Source organism: Asanoa ishikariensis (assembly GCF_900107455.1).
GTDB lineage: Bacteria > Actinomycetota > Actinomycetes > Mycobacteriales > Micromonosporaceae > Asanoa > Asanoa ishikariensis.
This window is the reverse complement of record NZ_FNQB01000002.1, coordinates 694,056-707,901: the sequence shown is the minus strand read 5'-3', so window position 1 is coordinate 707,901 and position 13,846 is coordinate 694,056. Positions and strand designations below refer to the sequence as shown.

20 protein-coding genes are annotated in these 13,846 nt (G+C 71.1%); 7 read left to right on the top strand and 13 right to left on the bottom strand.

Annotation, left to right across the window (positions count from 1 at the left end; genetic code table 11):
• Positions 1 to 198 precede the first annotated feature (198 nt).
• The gene (locus BLV39_RS17635) at positions 199 to 1,449 is read left to right on the top strand and encodes a hypothetical protein (protein WP_143049794.1); all 1,251 of its coding nucleotides are present in this window, start codon (positions 199 to 201) and stop codon (positions 1,447 to 1,449) included.
• Positions 1,450 to 1,516: 67 nt separating this feature from the next.
• Here BLV39_RS17635 and BLV39_RS17630 read toward each other — a convergent pair whose 3' ends face one another.
• Positions 1,517 to 1,906 (bottom strand): VOC family protein, encoded by a 390-nt coding sequence (locus tag BLV39_RS17630; RefSeq protein WP_090793358.1) that lies wholly within the window; start codon positions 1,904 to 1,906, stop codon positions 1,517 to 1,519.
• Positions 1,903 to 2,181, bottom strand: coding sequence for an ArsR/SmtB family transcription factor (locus BLV39_RS17625; RefSeq protein ID WP_090793355.1), 279 nt, complete (start codon positions 2,179 to 2,181; stop codon positions 1,903 to 1,905). The genes BLV39_RS17630 and BLV39_RS17625 overlap by 4 nt, the downstream gene beginning before the upstream one ends.
• Positions 2,182 to 2,291: 110 nt before the next feature.
• Between BLV39_RS17625 and BLV39_RS17620 the strand changes: the two genes are divergently transcribed.
• The gene (locus BLV39_RS17620; RefSeq protein ID WP_090793352.1) at positions 2,292 to 3,056 is read left to right on the top strand and encodes an SDR family NAD(P)-dependent oxidoreductase; all 765 of its coding nucleotides are present in this window, start codon (positions 2,292 to 2,294) and stop codon (positions 3,054 to 3,056) included.
• 16 nt (positions 3,057 to 3,072) lie between these two features.
• Here BLV39_RS17620 and BLV39_RS17615 read toward each other — a convergent pair whose 3' ends face one another.
• A complete protein-coding gene (locus BLV39_RS17615; protein ID WP_090793349.1) occupies positions 3,073 to 3,570 on the bottom strand; it encodes a GNAT family N-acetyltransferase in 498 nt (165 codons plus the stop codon).
• Positions 3,571 to 3,652: 82 nt separating this feature from the next.
• Here BLV39_RS17615 and BLV39_RS17610 point away from each other — a divergent pair, with 82 nt between their 5' ends.
• Positions 3,653 to 3,910, top strand: a complete 258-nt coding sequence (locus BLV39_RS17610) for a type B 50S ribosomal protein L31 (protein WP_090793346.1) — start codon at positions 3,653 to 3,655, stop codon at positions 3,908 to 3,910.
• Between the two features lie 9 nt (positions 3,911 to 3,919).
• Here BLV39_RS17610 and BLV39_RS44815 read toward each other — a convergent pair whose 3' ends face one another.
• On the bottom strand, positions 3,920 to 4,387 hold the full coding sequence (locus tag BLV39_RS44815; RefSeq protein ID WP_090793344.1) for a MarR family winged helix-turn-helix transcriptional regulator: 468 nt from the start codon (positions 4,385 to 4,387) through the stop codon (positions 3,920 to 3,922).
• A gap of 52 nt (positions 4,388 to 4,439) precedes the next feature.
• Between BLV39_RS44815 and BLV39_RS17600 the strand changes: the two genes are divergently transcribed.
• Entirely contained in the window at positions 4,440 to 5,285 is an 846-nt protein-coding gene (locus BLV39_RS17600; RefSeq protein WP_090793341.1) for an SDR family oxidoreductase, read from the top strand.
• Here the strand turns inward: BLV39_RS17600 and BLV39_RS17595 are convergent.
• Both BLV39_RS17595 and BLV39_RS17590 read right to left on the bottom strand, forming a co-directional pair.
• Positions 5,282 to 6,103, bottom strand: coding sequence for an SAM-dependent methyltransferase (locus BLV39_RS17595; protein ID WP_090793339.1), 822 nt, complete (start codon positions 6,101 to 6,103; stop codon positions 5,282 to 5,284). The two genes, BLV39_RS17600 and BLV39_RS17595, sit on opposite strands and share 4 nt — an antisense overlap.
• 66 nt (positions 6,104 to 6,169) lie before the next feature.
• Positions 6,170 to 6,511 carry a hypothetical protein gene (locus BLV39_RS17590; RefSeq protein ID WP_090793335.1) on the bottom strand — a complete coding sequence of 114 codons (342 nt, stop codon included), beginning with the start codon at positions 6,509 to 6,511 and terminating at the stop codon, positions 6,170 to 6,172.
• Position 6,512: 1 nt separating this feature from the next.
• Here BLV39_RS17590 and BLV39_RS17585 point away from each other — a divergent pair, with 1 nt between their 5' ends.
• Both BLV39_RS17585 and BLV39_RS17580 read left to right on the top strand, forming a co-directional pair.
• Positions 6,513 to 7,544: a sensor histidine kinase gene (locus tag BLV39_RS17585; RefSeq protein WP_090793332.1), complete on the top strand. Its 1,032-nt coding sequence runs from the start codon at positions 6,513 to 6,515 to the stop codon at positions 7,542 to 7,544.
• The gene (locus BLV39_RS17580) at positions 7,537 to 8,220 is read left to right on the top strand and encodes a response regulator (protein WP_090793328.1); all 684 of its coding nucleotides are present in this window, start codon (positions 7,537 to 7,539) and stop codon (positions 8,218 to 8,220) included. Before BLV39_RS17585 ends, BLV39_RS17580 begins: the two co-directional genes overlap by 8 nt.
• Here BLV39_RS17580 and BLV39_RS43630 read toward each other — a convergent pair.
• Genes BLV39_RS43630 through BLV39_RS43620 form a run of 3 tightly spaced genes read right to left on the bottom strand, consistent with a single transcriptional unit; the run spans position 8,196 to position 10,164 of the window.
• Positions 8,196 to 9,398 (bottom strand): amidohydrolase family protein, encoded by a 1,203-nt coding sequence (locus BLV39_RS43630; RefSeq protein WP_239083579.1) that lies wholly within the window; start codon positions 9,396 to 9,398, stop codon positions 8,196 to 8,198. The genes BLV39_RS17580 and BLV39_RS43630 overlap by 25 nt on opposite strands.
• Before the next feature lie 44 nt (positions 9,399 to 9,442).
• On the bottom strand, positions 9,443 to 9,889 hold the full coding sequence (locus tag BLV39_RS43625; protein WP_204082753.1) for a hypothetical protein: 447 nt from the start codon (positions 9,887 to 9,889) through the stop codon (positions 9,443 to 9,445).
• Complete coding sequence (locus BLV39_RS43620) at positions 9,823 to 10,164, bottom strand: hypothetical protein (protein ID WP_204082754.1); 342 nt, start codon at positions 10,162 to 10,164, stop codon at positions 9,823 to 9,825. Before BLV39_RS43620 ends, BLV39_RS43625 begins: the two co-directional genes overlap by 67 nt.
• A 39-nt stretch (positions 10,165 to 10,203) precedes the next feature.
• Here BLV39_RS43620 and BLV39_RS17570 point away from each other — a divergent pair, with 39 nt between their 5' ends.
• Positions 10,204 to 10,833: an MBL fold metallo-hydrolase gene (locus tag BLV39_RS17570; RefSeq protein WP_090793323.1), complete on the top strand. Its 630-nt coding sequence runs from the start codon at positions 10,204 to 10,206 to the stop codon at positions 10,831 to 10,833.
• Here the strand turns inward: BLV39_RS17570 and BLV39_RS17565 are convergent.
• The 4 genes from BLV39_RS17565 to BLV39_RS17550 are packed head-to-tail and all read right to left on the bottom strand — an operon-like array spanning position 10,794 to position 13,801.
• Complete coding sequence (locus BLV39_RS17565) at positions 10,794 to 12,215, bottom strand: MFS transporter (protein ID WP_090793320.1); 1,422 nt, start codon at positions 12,213 to 12,215, stop codon at positions 10,794 to 10,796. The two genes, BLV39_RS17570 and BLV39_RS17565, sit on opposite strands and share 40 nt — an antisense overlap.
• Before the next feature lie 48 nt (positions 12,216 to 12,263).
• Positions 12,264 to 12,752 (bottom strand): MarR family winged helix-turn-helix transcriptional regulator, encoded by a 489-nt coding sequence (locus BLV39_RS17560; protein ID WP_090797470.1) that lies wholly within the window; start codon positions 12,750 to 12,752, stop codon positions 12,264 to 12,266.
• 48 nt (positions 12,753 to 12,800) lie between these two features.
• Complete coding sequence (locus tag BLV39_RS17555; protein ID WP_090793318.1) at positions 12,801 to 13,082, bottom strand: hypothetical protein; 282 nt, start codon at positions 13,080 to 13,082, stop codon at positions 12,801 to 12,803.
• Positions 13,058 to 13,801 (bottom strand): M48 family metallopeptidase, encoded by a 744-nt coding sequence (locus BLV39_RS17550; RefSeq protein ID WP_090793314.1) that lies wholly within the window; start codon positions 13,799 to 13,801, stop codon positions 13,058 to 13,060. The genes BLV39_RS17555 and BLV39_RS17550 overlap by 25 nt, the downstream gene beginning before the upstream one ends.
• Positions 13,802 to 13,846: the final 45 nt, after the last annotated feature.

The window sequence follows — 13,846 nt, the reverse complement described above, 5'->3', positions numbered from 1 at the left end:
TTTGGCCGATGATCACAACAGTTCGGTCCAAACCTTGGCCCGCGGCCTTGCGCCACCGCCCGCGGAGTGGTCTGGTATCGATGTCCTCCCAAACCCATCTCTATCTCCAGTCACACGGGGTGATCAATGCGCGTATTGCGCACAGTCCTCGCCGGCACGGCAGCGGCTGCTCTCGCTGTCACCGGTTCCGTCTTCGTCATGGCGTCGGCCGCTTCCGCGGCGCCGGTCGGGGCGGTCGGCACCTTCACGCCGCTCGCTCCGAGCCGCATCCTCGACACCCGCAGCGGCAACGGCGCTCCTCAGGGCATCGTCCCCGCGGGCGGCACCGTCAACCTCCAGGTCAACGGCCGCGCCGGGGTCCCGGGGGCCAACGTCTCGGCCGTCGTGCTCAATCTGACGGTCACCGGCGCCCAGGGCAACGGTTACCTGACCGCTTACCCCGACGGCACCGCACGGCCGACCGCTGCCTCCATCAGCTTCGCCAAGGGGGTGACGCGGGCCAACTCGGTCACCGTCGCCGTCGGCGCCAGCGGTGTCGTCAAGATCTTCCAGAGCAGCCTCGGCGCGCACGTCATCGCCGACGTCGCCGGCTACTACAGCGGTGACGAGAACGCGACCCCGGGCAGCACCTACTTCCCGGTGAACGCGTTCCGGGTCGACGACACCCGCAAGGACCCGCAGACCGGAGCCTCGCTCCCGCCGGTTCCGTCGCAGAGCTGGATCCAGTACGCGATCACGTTCGACGACCCGACGGTGGACGCGGCAATCACCGCGGTCGCCGTCAACGTCACCGCGGTCAACCCGGCCAGCAGCGGCTACCTGACCACCTGGAACGGTGCCGGCGACCCGCCGGCCGGCGTCTCGGCGGTCAACTACGCCAAGGGCGGCATCTGGCCCAACAGCGGCGTCGTGCCGACCTCGCCGTGCGACTTCTGCGGGGATCCCTCCCTGCCGATGTTCGGCGTCTACACCAGCACCACCACCCACTGGCTCGTCGACGTGATCGGCGTCTACTTCAACGACACGTTCGTCTCGCTGAAGTTCAAGCCGGTGGCGCCGCAGCGGATCCTGGACACCCGCACGGGTGCCCCGGTCGGCGTGGGCAACCGTCTGGTCAGCGCGCCGTCGTCGATCACCCCCGAGACCGAGGCCCTCTCGCTCAACGTCACGGCGGTGAACCCGACGGCGAACACCTACCTGACGGTCTACCCGAACAACGGCGGCCCGCGTCCGACCGTGAGCACCCTCAACCCCCTCAAGGGTGAGACGGTGTCCAACGGCACGAACGTCGAGATCCTGCCGGACAACAATTTCTTCATCTACAACAACGGCGGTTCGCTCAACGTCGTCGCCGACCTGGGCGGCCTGTTCGAGTACTTCCCGTCGGACACCGCGCGTGCGGCGAGCCTGCCGGCAGTGTCCGGCCGGGTCGCCAAGAGCACTCGCTGACGGTTTTCCACACACGAGAAAGGCCCCGTCCCGGGTTCGCCCGGGGCGGGGCCTTTCCCGTGGAGCCTCAGCCCGCCAGGTGAGCGATCTGGATCAGGTTGCCGCAGGTGTCGTCCAGGACCGCCGTGATCACCGGCCCCATCTCCGTGGGCTCCTGGGTGAAGTGCACCCCCAGCGCGCGCAGCCGCTCGTACTCCGCCTGGACGTCGGTGACCGCGAAGGACGTGAACGGGATGCCGTCCGCGACCAGAGCGGTCTTGAACGGCTTGACCGCCGGGTGCTCGTCGGGTTCGAGGACGAGCTCCGTGCCGTCCGGGTCTTCCGGGGACACCACGGTGATCCACGCGTGCTCGCCGAGCGGCACGTTGGTCTTCTCCTTGAAACCGAGGACCTCGGTGTAGAACCGCAACGCCTTCTGCTGGTCGTCGACCAGCACGCTGGCCAGGTGAATCCTCATCTCGATCCCTTCCTCAGCCACCGCTGCACGATCGGTTCGAGCGGCGTGGTGTTGATGTAGTGGAACTTGTAGCGGCCCTCGCGGCGGGTCTCGACCAGACCCGCGGCCTCGAGAGTGTCGAGGTGCTGCGAGATGGCCTGCCGCGACGAGCCGAGCCCGTGCTTGGTCGCCAGACGCGCGCAGATCTCGAAGAGCGTCTGGCCGTCGCGGTCGGTCAGCTCGTCGAGGATCGTGCGACGCGTGGGATCGGCCAAGGCCTTGAAGACGTCACCCACGACCCGCACGTTATGCAAGCGAGCACTTGCCTGTCAACCATGACTGGTCCCGCCACTCCCAGGAAGAGCCCACACTGGCTCCCCTCTCCGCCACGCGGAGAGTGGAAGCCATGACTACTTCATCGCACATCGCACTCATCACCGGCGCCAACCGGGGCATCGGGCGCAGCGCCGCCCTGCACCTGGCCCGCGAGGGGGTCGACGTCATCCTGACCTACCGGTCGCACCCCGAAGAGGCGGCCCAAGTGGTCCAGGAGATCGCTGAGCTCGGTGCGACCGCTGTGGCTCTGGAGCTCGACGCCGGCGCGGTCGAGTCGTTCGACGGCTTCGTGGCCTCCGTGACCGACGTGTTGCGGCGGACGTGGGACCGGGACACCTTCGACTACCTGGTCAACAACGCCGGCATGCAGATCCCGATGTCCTTCGGCGAGGTGACCGAGGAGAACTTCGACCGGGTCGTGAACGTCTACTTCAAGGGCGTCTATTTCCTGACCCAGAAGCTCTCCGGCCTGCTGGCCGACAACGGCGCCATCGTCAACGTGTCGTCCGCGATGACCCGGTTCTACGTGCCGGAGCGCATCGTCTACAGCGCGGCCAAGGGTGCGGTCGAGGTGCTCACCCGCTACCTCGCCCAGGACCTCGGCCGCCGCGGCATCCGCGTCAACACCGTCGCACCTGGCGCCGTCGCCACCGACTTCAGCGGCGGCCTGCTGCGCGACAACCCGCAGGTCCAGGAGCACATCGCCGGGCTGACCGCACTCGGCCGCATCGCCGTCGCGGACGACGCCGGCGGCGCGATCGCCGCCCTGCTGCGCGCCGACAACCGCTGGGTCAGCGGCCAGCGCATCGAGGTCTCCGGCGGAATGCACCTCTGAGCACTGTCCAGTGTGGTCAAGCGGTGAGGTCGTAGCGCCAGTCGTTGCTGCGCATGAAGCGGCCGCGCGGGTACTCGAACTCGGTCTCGCCGACGAGGGTGAAGCCCGTCTTGCGGCAGACCGCGTTCGAGGGCGCGTTCGCCACGCTCGGGAAGGCGTGGAGCCACCGGTGCCGGCCGTCCTCGCGGGCAGCCACGAGGACGGCCCGCACGGCCGCGCTGGCGATGCCCTGGCCCTGGAACTCCGGCAGGACGTCCCAGCCCGACTCGTATACGGGCTCGTCGTGCCAGACCCGGCTCCAGAACGCGACGCTGCCGGCCGGCTCGCCGCTGGGCAGTTCCACCCGGAACATCCAGCCGTTGTCGAGGGCGAGGTAGCGCTGGTGGCGCACCAGCACCTGCTCCTCGCTCTCCGCGCCGCCGACGTGCGCGCGCATCTCCGGCGTGTTGATCCGGCGCAGCAGGGGCAGGTCGGCGGCGGACCACGGCACGAGCCGGACGGTGGGTTCGGTCATCGGCACACCATCGCACGTGGGATTCCGGCGGTTGCGGGTAGATGAGGGGCGGTCGAGAGGTCGAAATCGCCCAAGGAGCGACATGAAGCCCAATACTCACCCGAAGTACCAGCAGGTGGTCTTCCGCGATCGTGGCGCGGACTTCGCGATCCTGACCCGGTCCACCGAGACGAGCGACAAGACGGTCGAGTGGACCGACGGGAAGACGTACCCGGTGATCGATGTCGAGATCTCCTCCGCGAGCCACCCCTTCTGGACCGGCCGCCAGCGGGTCCTGGACAGCGCGGGCCAGATCGAGAAGTTCCGCCGGAGGTACGGGGACCGCAAGGGTAAGTCCTGAGTCACGCCGTCAGGCGTCGGTGTCCTGGCCGCCCGCGGGGAGGCTGGCGACACCGTCGTGCAGGGCGGCCCGGAACGCGCGATAGGTGTCCGCTCCGAGCGTCGCGGACAGGTCGCGCTCGATGTCGCCCACCAGGTTGTCGGTGACCTCCATGAACCGCAGGCCACGCTCCGTCGGCACGATCAGCTTCGCCCGGCGGTCGGCCGGGTCGGGGGTGCGACGGACGTAGCCCAGCCGTTCGAGCTCGTCCACGATCGCGCCCATCGTCTGCTTGTTGCGCCCGGCCAACCGCGCCAGTTCACCCGGCCGGGTCCCGTTGGCGTCGAGGTAGGCGAGCACAGCGCCGTGCCGGGGGCGGGCGTCCGCGAAACCCTGCTCCGCCGCGCGGGCGAAGATCTGCCGCTGGACCCGGGCCGACAGTTGGACGGCCAGGATCCCGAGGTCGGGTTCCCGCTCCTTGCGTGTGCTGCGGTTCATACTTTGGTCCAATCGTTGGACGGTCACAGGTTTGGACTATATCGTCTTCGCCATGACCATTCTGATCACCGGAGCGAACGGTGCCGTGTCCCGGGAGGTAATCCGGGAGCTGGCCGGCAAGGCGCCCCTGCGGGCCCTCGTGCGTGACAAGTCCCAGGCAACCGACCTCGACGGCGTCGAGTACGTCGTCGGCGACCTCGACCAACCCGACACGCTGGGTCCGGCCTTCGCCGGTATACGCACGGTGTGGCTGCTCAACGCGATGGGCCCGATGGCGCCGAGCCAGAGCATGAACGCGGTCTGGGCCGCCAAGCAGGCCGGTGTCGAGCACATCGTCCGGATGTCCGCGATCGGCGCCGCCTTCGACGCGCCCACCCGCAACGGCCGGCTGCACGCGCTCTCCGACGTCGAGCTGCAGAACTCGGGTATCCCCTGGACCATCCTGCGCCCCAGCCACTTCATGCAGAACCTCTTCGGCTCGGTCGGCGGCGGCGAGCTGAACGGCCTCATCGGCGAGAGCAAGGTCGGCTTCGTCGACATCCGCGACATCGCGGCTGTGGCGGCCGAGATCCTCCAACGTCCGGAGCCACACGCGGGCAAGATCTACACGCTGACCGGCCCCGAGAGCCTCTCGCTGCACGAGGTGGCGGAGGAGTTCGGGCGCACGCTCGACCGTCCGGTGCGGTACGTGTCGGACAGCGCGGAAGAGGCCCTCGCCCGCTTTCTGGCGTACGGCATCGACCGGTGGATGTCCGAGGTGCTGGCCGAGTACCGCGTCGCGTACGGCTCCGGCTGGGGCGACTTCGCCAACGACCACGTCGCCAGCGTCGTCGGTCGCCCGCCGCGCAGCCTGGCCGAGTTCGCCCGCGACCACCGCGACCACCTCGCGCGGGATTAAGGCTTTCGGGCTAGGCCGGCCCAGTAGTAGGCGGCGCGCGGGTCCTCGGGAGGTGGGCCGTCGGGCCGCCAGGACAGCACGGGCACCACGCCGGGCTCGACCAGGTCCCAGCCGGAGAAGAACCGGCTGACCTGGTCGTGCTCGCGTGGCACGAGGGTGACGCCGCCCTGGGTGGCCGCGCCGACCACAGCGGCCATCGCCGCCGGGTCGAAGTCCTGGCCCGGGTGGCTGATCGCGACATAGCTGCCGGACGGCAGGGCTTCGAGCAGCGTGCCGACGGCGCCGTACGGGTCGTCCTCGTCCTTGAGCAGCATCAGGATCGCGATCAGCAACAGCCCGACCGGCCGATCGAGGTCGAGGGTCTCGCGTAGCTCCGGGTGGGCGAGGATCTTCTCGGGCTCGCGGACGTCGGCGTCGATGTAGGCGGTGCGCCCGTGCTCGCCGCTGACCTGGAGCGCGCGGGCGTGCGCCAGCACGATCGGGTCGTTGTCGAGATAGACGACCCGGGTCTCGGCACCGCTCGCCTCGGCGATCTCGTGCACGTTGGGCCGGGTCGGGATGCCGGTGCCGATGTCGAGGAACTGGTGGACGCCGGCCTCGGCCGAGAGATAGCGCACGACCCGGTGCATGAACGCCCGGTTGGCCCGGGCCATCGTGCGAATGCTCGGAATGGCCTCGACGAACGCGGCGCCCATGGCCCGGTCAGCCGCGAAGTTGTCCTTGCCGCCGATCCACCAGTCGTACATGCGGGCGGAGTGCGGCATCGTGACGTCGATCCCCGGTGGCGCCCACTCCGACTCCGCCGATTCCTGCGACATCGACGCGCCTCCCCATCATCGGACAACAGTGACCAATGTAGTCACTCAGGCGCGGGGACACATCCCTTACTTCCCGCGACCGAACGTGTACGCGACGATCGCGGACCCGGCAGCGGTCAGCGCCAGCACGGCCGCGGCCGGGTTGACATAACCGGGAACGGACGGGGCGGTGAACGCGCCGCCGCCGCTGAGCCGGCATTCGAAGCGGAGCGGCAGGAAGCCGACGGCGTACCCGTCGACCTGGCTCGCCAACCCCGGCCCGGCCGCCCGGCAGGGCTCGATCGGCGACGCCCCGGTGCCACCGTCCTCGGCCCGCATCACCGCGTAGCCGACGTGCAACAGCCCCCAGGCGTAGACGGCGACCGCGCCCACACCGGCGAGTACCCGGAGCTTCTTGAGAAATGTCATCGTGAAGTGGATCTTAGAACTCGACCACGACACCCTGGTCCTGCTGGTCTGCGCGCTGGCCAGTCTCCCGCTCGTCTGGCGCCGGCGGCATCCGCTGCTGGTCACCACGTTCTGCGGCATCGGCACCGTCTGGCTCAGCATGCTCGACGCCATCGACGATCAGCCGGTTGGGCAGCTTGTCGCGACCTACACGTTCGCCGCGCTGTGTGGGCCGGTCGGTCGCGTGGTCGGTGTGGTGGGCACGGCGGCGGGTGTCACGATCTCCATCCTGGTGCCCGGCGGGTCCGTACGCGGTGTCTCGTTCGTGGGTCTCGTCTTCGCGGTCGCGTACGCCCTCGGCACCAGCGCCCGCGCCCGCCGGGACCGGATCGCGCTGCTCGAGGAACGCGGCCGCCGGCATGCCGAGGAGCAGGTCGCGGTCGCGGCCCGGGAGCGCGAGGCGATCGCCCGCGACATGCACGACATCCTGGCCCACTCGTTCAGCCTCATCGCCGTGCAGGCCGAGGCCGGACCCGTGCTGGTGCGGCCCGATCCGGCCCGGGCGGAGCGGGCCTTCGACGTCATCGGCGACACCGCTCGCGAGGCCCTGGCCCAACTGCGGCAGACCCTCGGCACGGTACGCGGGCCCGCCGACGACCTGGCGCCACAGCCGCAATTGGCCGAGCTGTCCACATTGGTCGAGCGAGCCGGCGCGACCGGGCTGCGGGTCACGGTCGCCCAGCACGGTGCCGCGCGGTCGCTGCCGCCGTTGCTGGGCACGGCCGCGTACCGCGTCGTCCAGGAGTCACTGACCAATGTGGTCCGCCACGCCAAGGCGACACAGGTCGAGGTCGGCCTCGACTGGTCCCGCGAAGGGCTGCGCATCGACGTGTCCGACGACGGCTCGCCCGGTCCCACGACACCCTGCCACGGGCTGATCGGCATGCGGGAGCGGATGACGGCGATCGGCGGCACCCTGCACGCCGGTCCGCGCACCGACGGCGCCGGGTTCCGGGTGACCGCGCTGCTGCCGCTGGAGGCGATCGATGACTGACCCGCTGGGAGTGCTGGTCGTCGACGACGAGGCGCTGATCCGCGACGGCATCGCCGTCATCCTCGAGGCGCAGCCCGACATCACGGTCGTGGGCGAGGCGGGCGACGGCGAGCAGGCCGTCCGGGCGGCGCAGGCCCTGCGGCCCGACGTCGTGCTGATGGACATCCGCATGCCGAAGCTGGACGGCATCCAGGCGACGACCCGGATCTGTGCCGGCACCGACGCCCGCGTGCTCGTGCTGACCACCTTCGACCTCGACGAGTACGTGTACGCCGCCCTGCACGCCGGCGCCAGCGGCTTCCTGCTCAAGAACACCAGGCGGGCCGATCTGGTCGCGGCCGTCCGCACGGTGGCGGCCGGCGACGCGCTGCTGGCGCCGACCGTGACCCGGCGGCTGATCGCCCAGATGGTGGAGCGGGGTCGCGAGCCGCCCAGCGCACCAGCCCGGCTGGACCTGCTCACCGGCCGAGAGACCGACACGCTGCACCTGCTGGCCCGCGGCCTGTCCAACGCGGAGATCGCCGGGCAGCTCTTCGTTACAGAACACACGGTCAAGACGCACGTCAGCAACCTGCTGGCGAAGCTCGGCCTGCGCGACCGGGTCCAGGCGGTCGTCCTCGCGTACGAGTCGGGCCTGGTCGTGCCCGGCCGTCAGAGCCGTGCGCCGCGCACGTAGACGGCCTGGATCGCGTCCAGGGCGGCCGGATCGGTGAGCGGGTCGCCGTCCACGGCGAGCAGGTCGGCGTCGTACCCGGGCGCGATCCGGCCCTTGCGGTCGCCGAGGCCCAGCACGACGGCCGCGCGCGCCGTGTTGGCGCGCAGCGCCTCGGCCGGGGTCATGCCGACCGCGGTGGACAGCATGCCGATCGCCGAGCGCAGCACGTCCGGCGGCTTGATCGGCCCGATGCCGGCGTCGGTGCCGGCGATCAGGTCGACGCCACCGGCGTGCAGCTTGCGCACGTTGGCCGAGATCGTCGGCAGGCGCGAGGCCATGGCGGGCATGATCTCCGCGCCCGGCGCGAGGATCACGCCGAGCGTGAGCCCGATCGTGACGGGGGCGGCGGCGAGCGCGGCGACCAGGTCGGCGGGCATCTCGTCGACACCGTCGGCGGTCATCAGGGTGACGTGCTCGAGACCGTCGACGCCGGCGGCGAGCGCGTCGCGGACGGCCCGCAGGCCGTGCACGTGCGCGGTGATCGGGAGCCCGCACGCGTGTGCCTCGTCGACCGCGACCCGCAGCTCGTCGGCCGTGAACTGGGAGAGCTCCGGCCGGCTGCCCTGGGTCAGGTTGCCGCCGCTCGCCATGATCTTGATGACGTCGACGCCGCGGTCGGCGTGCGCGCGGACGGCGGCGCGGATCCCGTCGGCACCGGACGCCGGGGCGCCCAGATAGTGGCAGTGTCCGCCGGGCGTGGTGATCGGCGGGCCGGACGCGACGATCGTCGGCAGCGTGCGGTCGCCGCCGGCGGCGTCGCGCACCCGCAACGCCAGGTAGTTCCGGTCTCCCAGGTCGCGCACGGTGGTCACGCCACCGGCCGCGGTGCGCCGGGCGGCCACCAGCATCGCGGCGTACGCGGCCGGGTTGTCCCGGGCGGCCAGGGCACCGACCGGGTCGGGAGAGGCGTCGAAGGCCAGGTGCACGTGCCCGTCGACCAGACCGGGCAGCAGCGTGGCGGCGCCGAGGTCGACCACCTCCGCCTCGACCGGGCCGGCCGTGCCGACCGAGACGATCCGGCCGGAGTCGGAGTCGACGGTCACCACCGGGTGCGGGGTCAGGGCGTCGCCGGTCCCGTCGAACAGCCGGGCGGCCCGGATGGCGGTCAACCGCCGGCGTGGTGTCGCGATGGTGGTCACCCCGGCAGTCTCGCGCCGGCCGCGCTCCGGCGCCGTCAGGTGGATTACAGACGCACCCGTTCGAGGAAACGCAGACCCCGCTTGAGGAAGGTGCGGGGGTTGGTGTCCAGGTGCCCGGCCCAGCCCGGGTTCCGCTCTCCGCGCAGCCAGGCGTAACGGGCCAGCGCGTAGCCGAACATCGGCTCGGTCAGGTAGCCCAGGCGCGCGGTGCGCGCGTAGCCGGCGTCGCGGCTGTACTCGAACGCCGCGTTGGCACCGAAGATGCCCAGGCCGAAGAAGACGGTGAGCAGGTCGGTGAGCGGCTCGTGGTCTTCGCGGTGCGCGGAGACCCGCCCGTCGCCGATCAGCAGGACGTGGCCGAGCTCGTGACTGATGGTCGCCACCAGGGCCATCGGGGCCGCCGCCCGGTCGTCGCGGATCCCGATCACCGAACGGCCGGCGCGCAGCCGATGATGCCCGGCGGCGCCCGACGACGACGAGGTGAGCGGCACATGGTCCGACAGCTCGGAGACGTCGTCGTTCTCGTAGTGCTCGAGGTCGACCCGGTCCCGGGAATTCCCATGTGGACACAGAGCCGGCGCAGCACTGCCTCGACGTCGCCACGGGTGCCGCGGTAGACACCGGGAAAGAACTCGTCGTTGGGCAGCACGACCGTGCCCCGCAACCGTTCGTCGCCGAACTCGGCCAGCAGCCAGTCGAGCGACGCGTCGACCCACTCCGCTTCGACCGGCCGCACCGGACAGGCGGCCCGACCCCACCACACCATGCCAAGATTGTGCGGCCACACCGCAAGTAGGGTGTGATCATGTTGCTCACCAAGTACAAGCACGCCTGTGTCCGGTTCGAGGACGGCGACCGGCGGTTGCTGGTCGATCCGGGCATCTGGACCGAGCCGGCGGCCTACGAGGGCATCACCGACATCCTGGTCACCCACGAGCACGCCGACCACTTCGCGGTCGAGCAGATCGCGGCCCTGCTGGAAACGCGGGAGCTGCGCATTCACGGCCACGCCTCGCTGCGGGCGGCGGCCGAGAACGAGCGGGTGGCGGCCGCGATCCAGCCGGTCGCAGTGGGTGACCGGTTCACCGTGGCGGGCTTCGAGGTCGTCGCCGTAGGCGGCGCGCACGCGGAGATCTACGACGGCCTGCCCGGCTGCGCCAACGTGGGCTTCATCGTCGATGGCGTCTACCACCCGGGCGACTCGTACTTCGTGCCGACCGAGCAGGTGGAGACCCTGCTGGTGCCGACCAGCGGGCCGTGGGCCAAGCTCGGTGAGTCGCTGGACTTCACCCGCGCGGTCGCGCCGGCCCGGGCCTTCCCGATCCACGACGAGCTCCTCTCGGCGGTCGGCAACGCGAACTTCGACGGCTGGCTGGAAGAGAAGGGCCAAACCACCTACAAGCGGATCGCCGTCGGCGACTCCGTGACGATCTGAGCCGGCGCGGGCCGGAGCAGTAGCGCCGCGGTCACGAACGCGACCACGACCAGCCCGGCGCCGACCGCGAAGGCGAGCCGGTAGCCGCCGGTCAGCGCCTCGGCCGCACCCTGGCCGGCGGCCCGCAGCGTGTCGGTGCGGGCCGCTGCCAGGGTGGCCAGCACCGCGACACCCAGCGCCATCCCGATCTGCTGCGTCGTGTTGAACAACCCGGAGACCAGGCCCGCGTCGTCGGCCCGCGCACCCGACATGGCCAGCGTCGCCAGGGCCGGGAGCACCAGGCCGAAGCCGGCCACGAGCAGCATCACCGGCAGCACGTCGACGGCGTAGTTGGCGTGCACCGGCACCCGAACGAGCAGCGCGAGCACGCCGAACAGCATCGCCAGGCCGACCAGCAGCATCCGGCGCTCGCCGAACCGCGCGTTGAGTCGGGCCGAGAGGCCCAGCGAGACGGCGCCGATCGCCACCGCCGCCGGCAGCATGGCCAGGCCGGTGCGCAGCGCGTCGTACCCGAGGACGTTCTGTAGGTAGAGCGTCACCAGCACCTGGAACGCGAAGCAGGCGGCGAGCGTCAGCACCTGCACCAGGTTGGCCACGGCGACGCCGGGCGTGCGCAGCACTCGCACCGGCACCAGCGGGTCGCGGGCCGTGGTCTGGCGCACCACGAAGCCGGCCAGCAGGGCGACGGCGAGCGCGAACAGGCCGGCGGTGCGGATCGGACCCGACTTCTCGAGCTCGACGACCGCGTAGATGCCGGTCACCAGGCCGGCGGTGACCAGCAGTGCGCCGGCGAGGTCGGCCCCGGAGCCCAGCCCGAGCCCGCGCTCCCCCGGCAGCGTGCGGCGGCCCAGGAACAGGGTGGCCAGGCCGATCGGCAGGTTGATGAAGAAGATCCAGTGCCAGCTCAGCGCGTCGGTGAGCACGCCGCCGACCACCTGGCCGATCGCCGCGCCGGCCGCCCCGGTGAAGCTGAACACCGCGATCGCGCGCGACCGATCGGCCGGCACGGTGAACAGCGTGACCAGGATGCCGAGGCTGACCGCCATGGCCATCGCGCTGCCCACTCCCTGGAGGAAGCGGGCGGCGATCAACAGCGCCGGGCTGGTGGCGGCACCCGCCAGCAGCGATGCCGCGGTGAACACCGCGGTGCCGGTCAGGAACATCCGCTTGCGGCCGATCAGGTCGCCGAGCCGGCCGGCGAGCAGGAGCAGGCTGCCGAAGGCGATCAGGTAGGCGTTGACGACCCAGCTCAGCTCGGCCGACGAGAAGCCGAGGTCGGCCTGGATGGCTGGCATCGCGACGGTGACGATGCTGCCGTCGAGGATGGTCATCAACGAGCCGGTGGCGAGCACGCCAAGGGCAGTCCAACGGGTACGGTCCATGCGAAGGACCGTAGCGGATAGTTTCGTTGCAGACAATCTCTGAAGGATCTAGTTGGCGCGCTCCCGGGCCCGGCGGACCGGACGGGGGTTCTCCACGGGGGTGGCGAGGTGGTCGCCGACCAGGCGCTCCAGGGCGCGCAGGAAGGCCTTGCGCTCGGTGGCCGGCAGGGCGCCCAGGGCGTCGGCGTGCACTCCGTCGACGATCTGCTGGCTGCGCCGGGCCACCTTGGCGCCCTCGGGCGTGACCGCGATGATCCGGGCCCGCCGGTCGGTGCTGGACGGCCGGCGCTCGGCCAGCCCGGCCTCCTCCAGCGCGTCCACCGTCACCACCATCGTGGTCTTGTCCATGTCACCGAGCTCGGCGAGCTGAATCTGGGTGCGCTCCTCCTCCAGGGCGTGCACCAGCACACAGTGCATCCGCGCGGTGAGGCCGATCTCGGCCAGCGCCGCGGCAAGCCGCGAACGCAGCACGTGGCTGGTGTGGTCGAGCAGGAACGACAGGTCCGGGCTGTCGCGCCGGGGTGCCATGGCGGTCATGCCGTCCAGCATACCCATTTCGGTCCGTAACGGATTATCCGCAAAAGCCTAGCCCTTGAGGTCCGTGAGCTCCAGGTCCTCGCCGTCCCACTTCTCGCGGAGCGTGATCCGGCGCCCGTCGTGCAGGGTGAGCGTCGCCCGGATCGGCGCACGCTTCTCGATCTTCGTCGACGCGACCTCCTCGTACGGGAGGAAGAGGTGCCGTTCCGCCAGCTTCTCGGCCGGCGCGGAACCGATCAGCGTGCGCAGCCGCTCCCGGCCCTTGTCGACGTCGCCCGGGTCCGGCACGAAGACGAAGCCGTTGTTCAGCAGCAGCAGGTCGTGCCCCACGCCGTCAATCTTGACGTTGGCCAGCGCGGCGATGAACTGGGCACCGCGCGCCGTCCGCTCCTCCACGATCGCCGCCGCGGCCGGGTCGATGCCCAGGTCCGCGAGCCGCTTTCGGGCCGGCACGCAGGTCCGGCAACAGCGCGGGCCTTGCGGGTGTCCGGTGCGCGGTCGATCTCGGGTGCGTCCGCCATCGCCGCCACCCGCGCACCGATCGGCGGGTGGGTGTCCCACGCCGAGCCGCTCACCTCGGGCTCGCGCTCACGCAGCGTCGCGAGCGCGTCGGTCCGGGCGTCGAGCAGCGCGCCGAACCCGCCGAACAGGTCGTCTGGCGCGAAGCGGGCGGTCCAGCCCGGCTCGACGGACAGGCCGCGCACCTCGCGCAGCGCGGAAATGGCGGCGGCCCGACCGGCGACCCGCGCGGAGGCGCGGTCGGCCTCCAACTCCTGCCGGCGCGAGACGACGTTGTCGACCAGCCGATAGAGGTGGGCATAACCCCCGAAGACCCAACGCAGTGGGTTGTACGTGGAGAGCCCGCCGATCGTCTCGGCGATGGTGAGCCGGCCCCGGTAGGCGCCGCCGGCGAGTTGCGTGTGCAGGCCGGAGTAGTGGCCGAGCTCGTGCGCGATCACCGCGCGGAGCTGGTCGACCTGGACCAGCGCCACGACGTAGAAGCCCGCCAGCATGACGACCGAGACGAGTGCGCGCACGGCGGCGATCATTGTTTCCTCCTGCCAGCCGCCGCGCGACCGGGCGCAGGGGAACGT

Coding starts and splice junctions, on each gene's coding strand:
- BLV39_RS17565 (WP_090793320.1), bottom strand. CDS start 12,215: ATGGACCGTACCCGTTGGACTGCCCTTGGCGTGCTCGCCACCGGCTCG.
- BLV39_RS17595 (WP_090793339.1), bottom strand. CDS start 6,103: ATGTCGCAGGAATCGGCGGAGTCGGAGTGGGCGCCACCGGGGATCGAC.
- BLV39_RS17600 (WP_090793341.1), top strand. CDS start 4,440: ATGACCATTCTGATCACCGGAGCGAACGGTGCCGTGTCCCGGGAGGTA.
- BLV39_RS17615 (WP_090793349.1), bottom strand. CDS start 3,570: ATGACCGAACCCACCGTCCGGCTCGTGCCGTGGTCCGCCGCCGACCTG.
- BLV39_RS17590 (WP_090793335.1), bottom strand. CDS start 6,511: ATGACATTTCTCAAGAAGCTCCGGGTACTCGCCGGTGTGGGCGCGGTC.
- BLV39_RS17630 (WP_090793358.1), bottom strand. CDS start 1,906: ATGAGGATTCACCTGGCCAGCGTGCTGGTCGACGACCAGCAGAAGGCG.
- BLV39_RS44815 (WP_090793344.1), bottom strand. CDS start 4,387: ATGAACCGCAGCACACGCAAGGAGCGGGAACCCGACCTCGGGATCCTG.
- BLV39_RS17560 (WP_090797470.1), bottom strand. CDS start 12,752: ATGACCGCCATGGCACCCCGGCGCGACAGCCCGGACCTGTCGTTCCTG.
- BLV39_RS17620 (WP_090793352.1), top strand. CDS start 2,292: ATGACTACTTCATCGCACATCGCACTCATCACCGGCGCCAACCGGGGC.
- BLV39_RS17550 (WP_090793314.1), bottom strand. CDS start 13,801: ATGATCGCCGCCGTGCGCGCACTCGTCTCGGTCGTCATGCTGGCGGGC.
- BLV39_RS17610 (WP_090793346.1), top strand. CDS start 3,653: ATGAAGCCCAATACTCACCCGAAGTACCAGCAGGTGGTCTTCCGCGAT.
- BLV39_RS17570 (WP_090793323.1), top strand. CDS start 10,204: ATGTTGCTCACCAAGTACAAGCACGCCTGTGTCCGGTTCGAGGACGGC.
- BLV39_RS43620 (WP_204082754.1), bottom strand. CDS start 10,164: ATGGTGTGGTGGGGTCGGGCCGCCTGTCCGGTGCGGCCGGTCGAAGCG.
- BLV39_RS17580 (WP_090793328.1), top strand. CDS start 7,537: ATGACTGACCCGCTGGGAGTGCTGGTCGTCGACGACGAGGCGCTGATC.
- BLV39_RS17635 (WP_143049794.1), top strand. CDS start 199: ATGGCGTCGGCCGCTTCCGCGGCGCCGGTCGGGGCGGTCGGCACCTTC.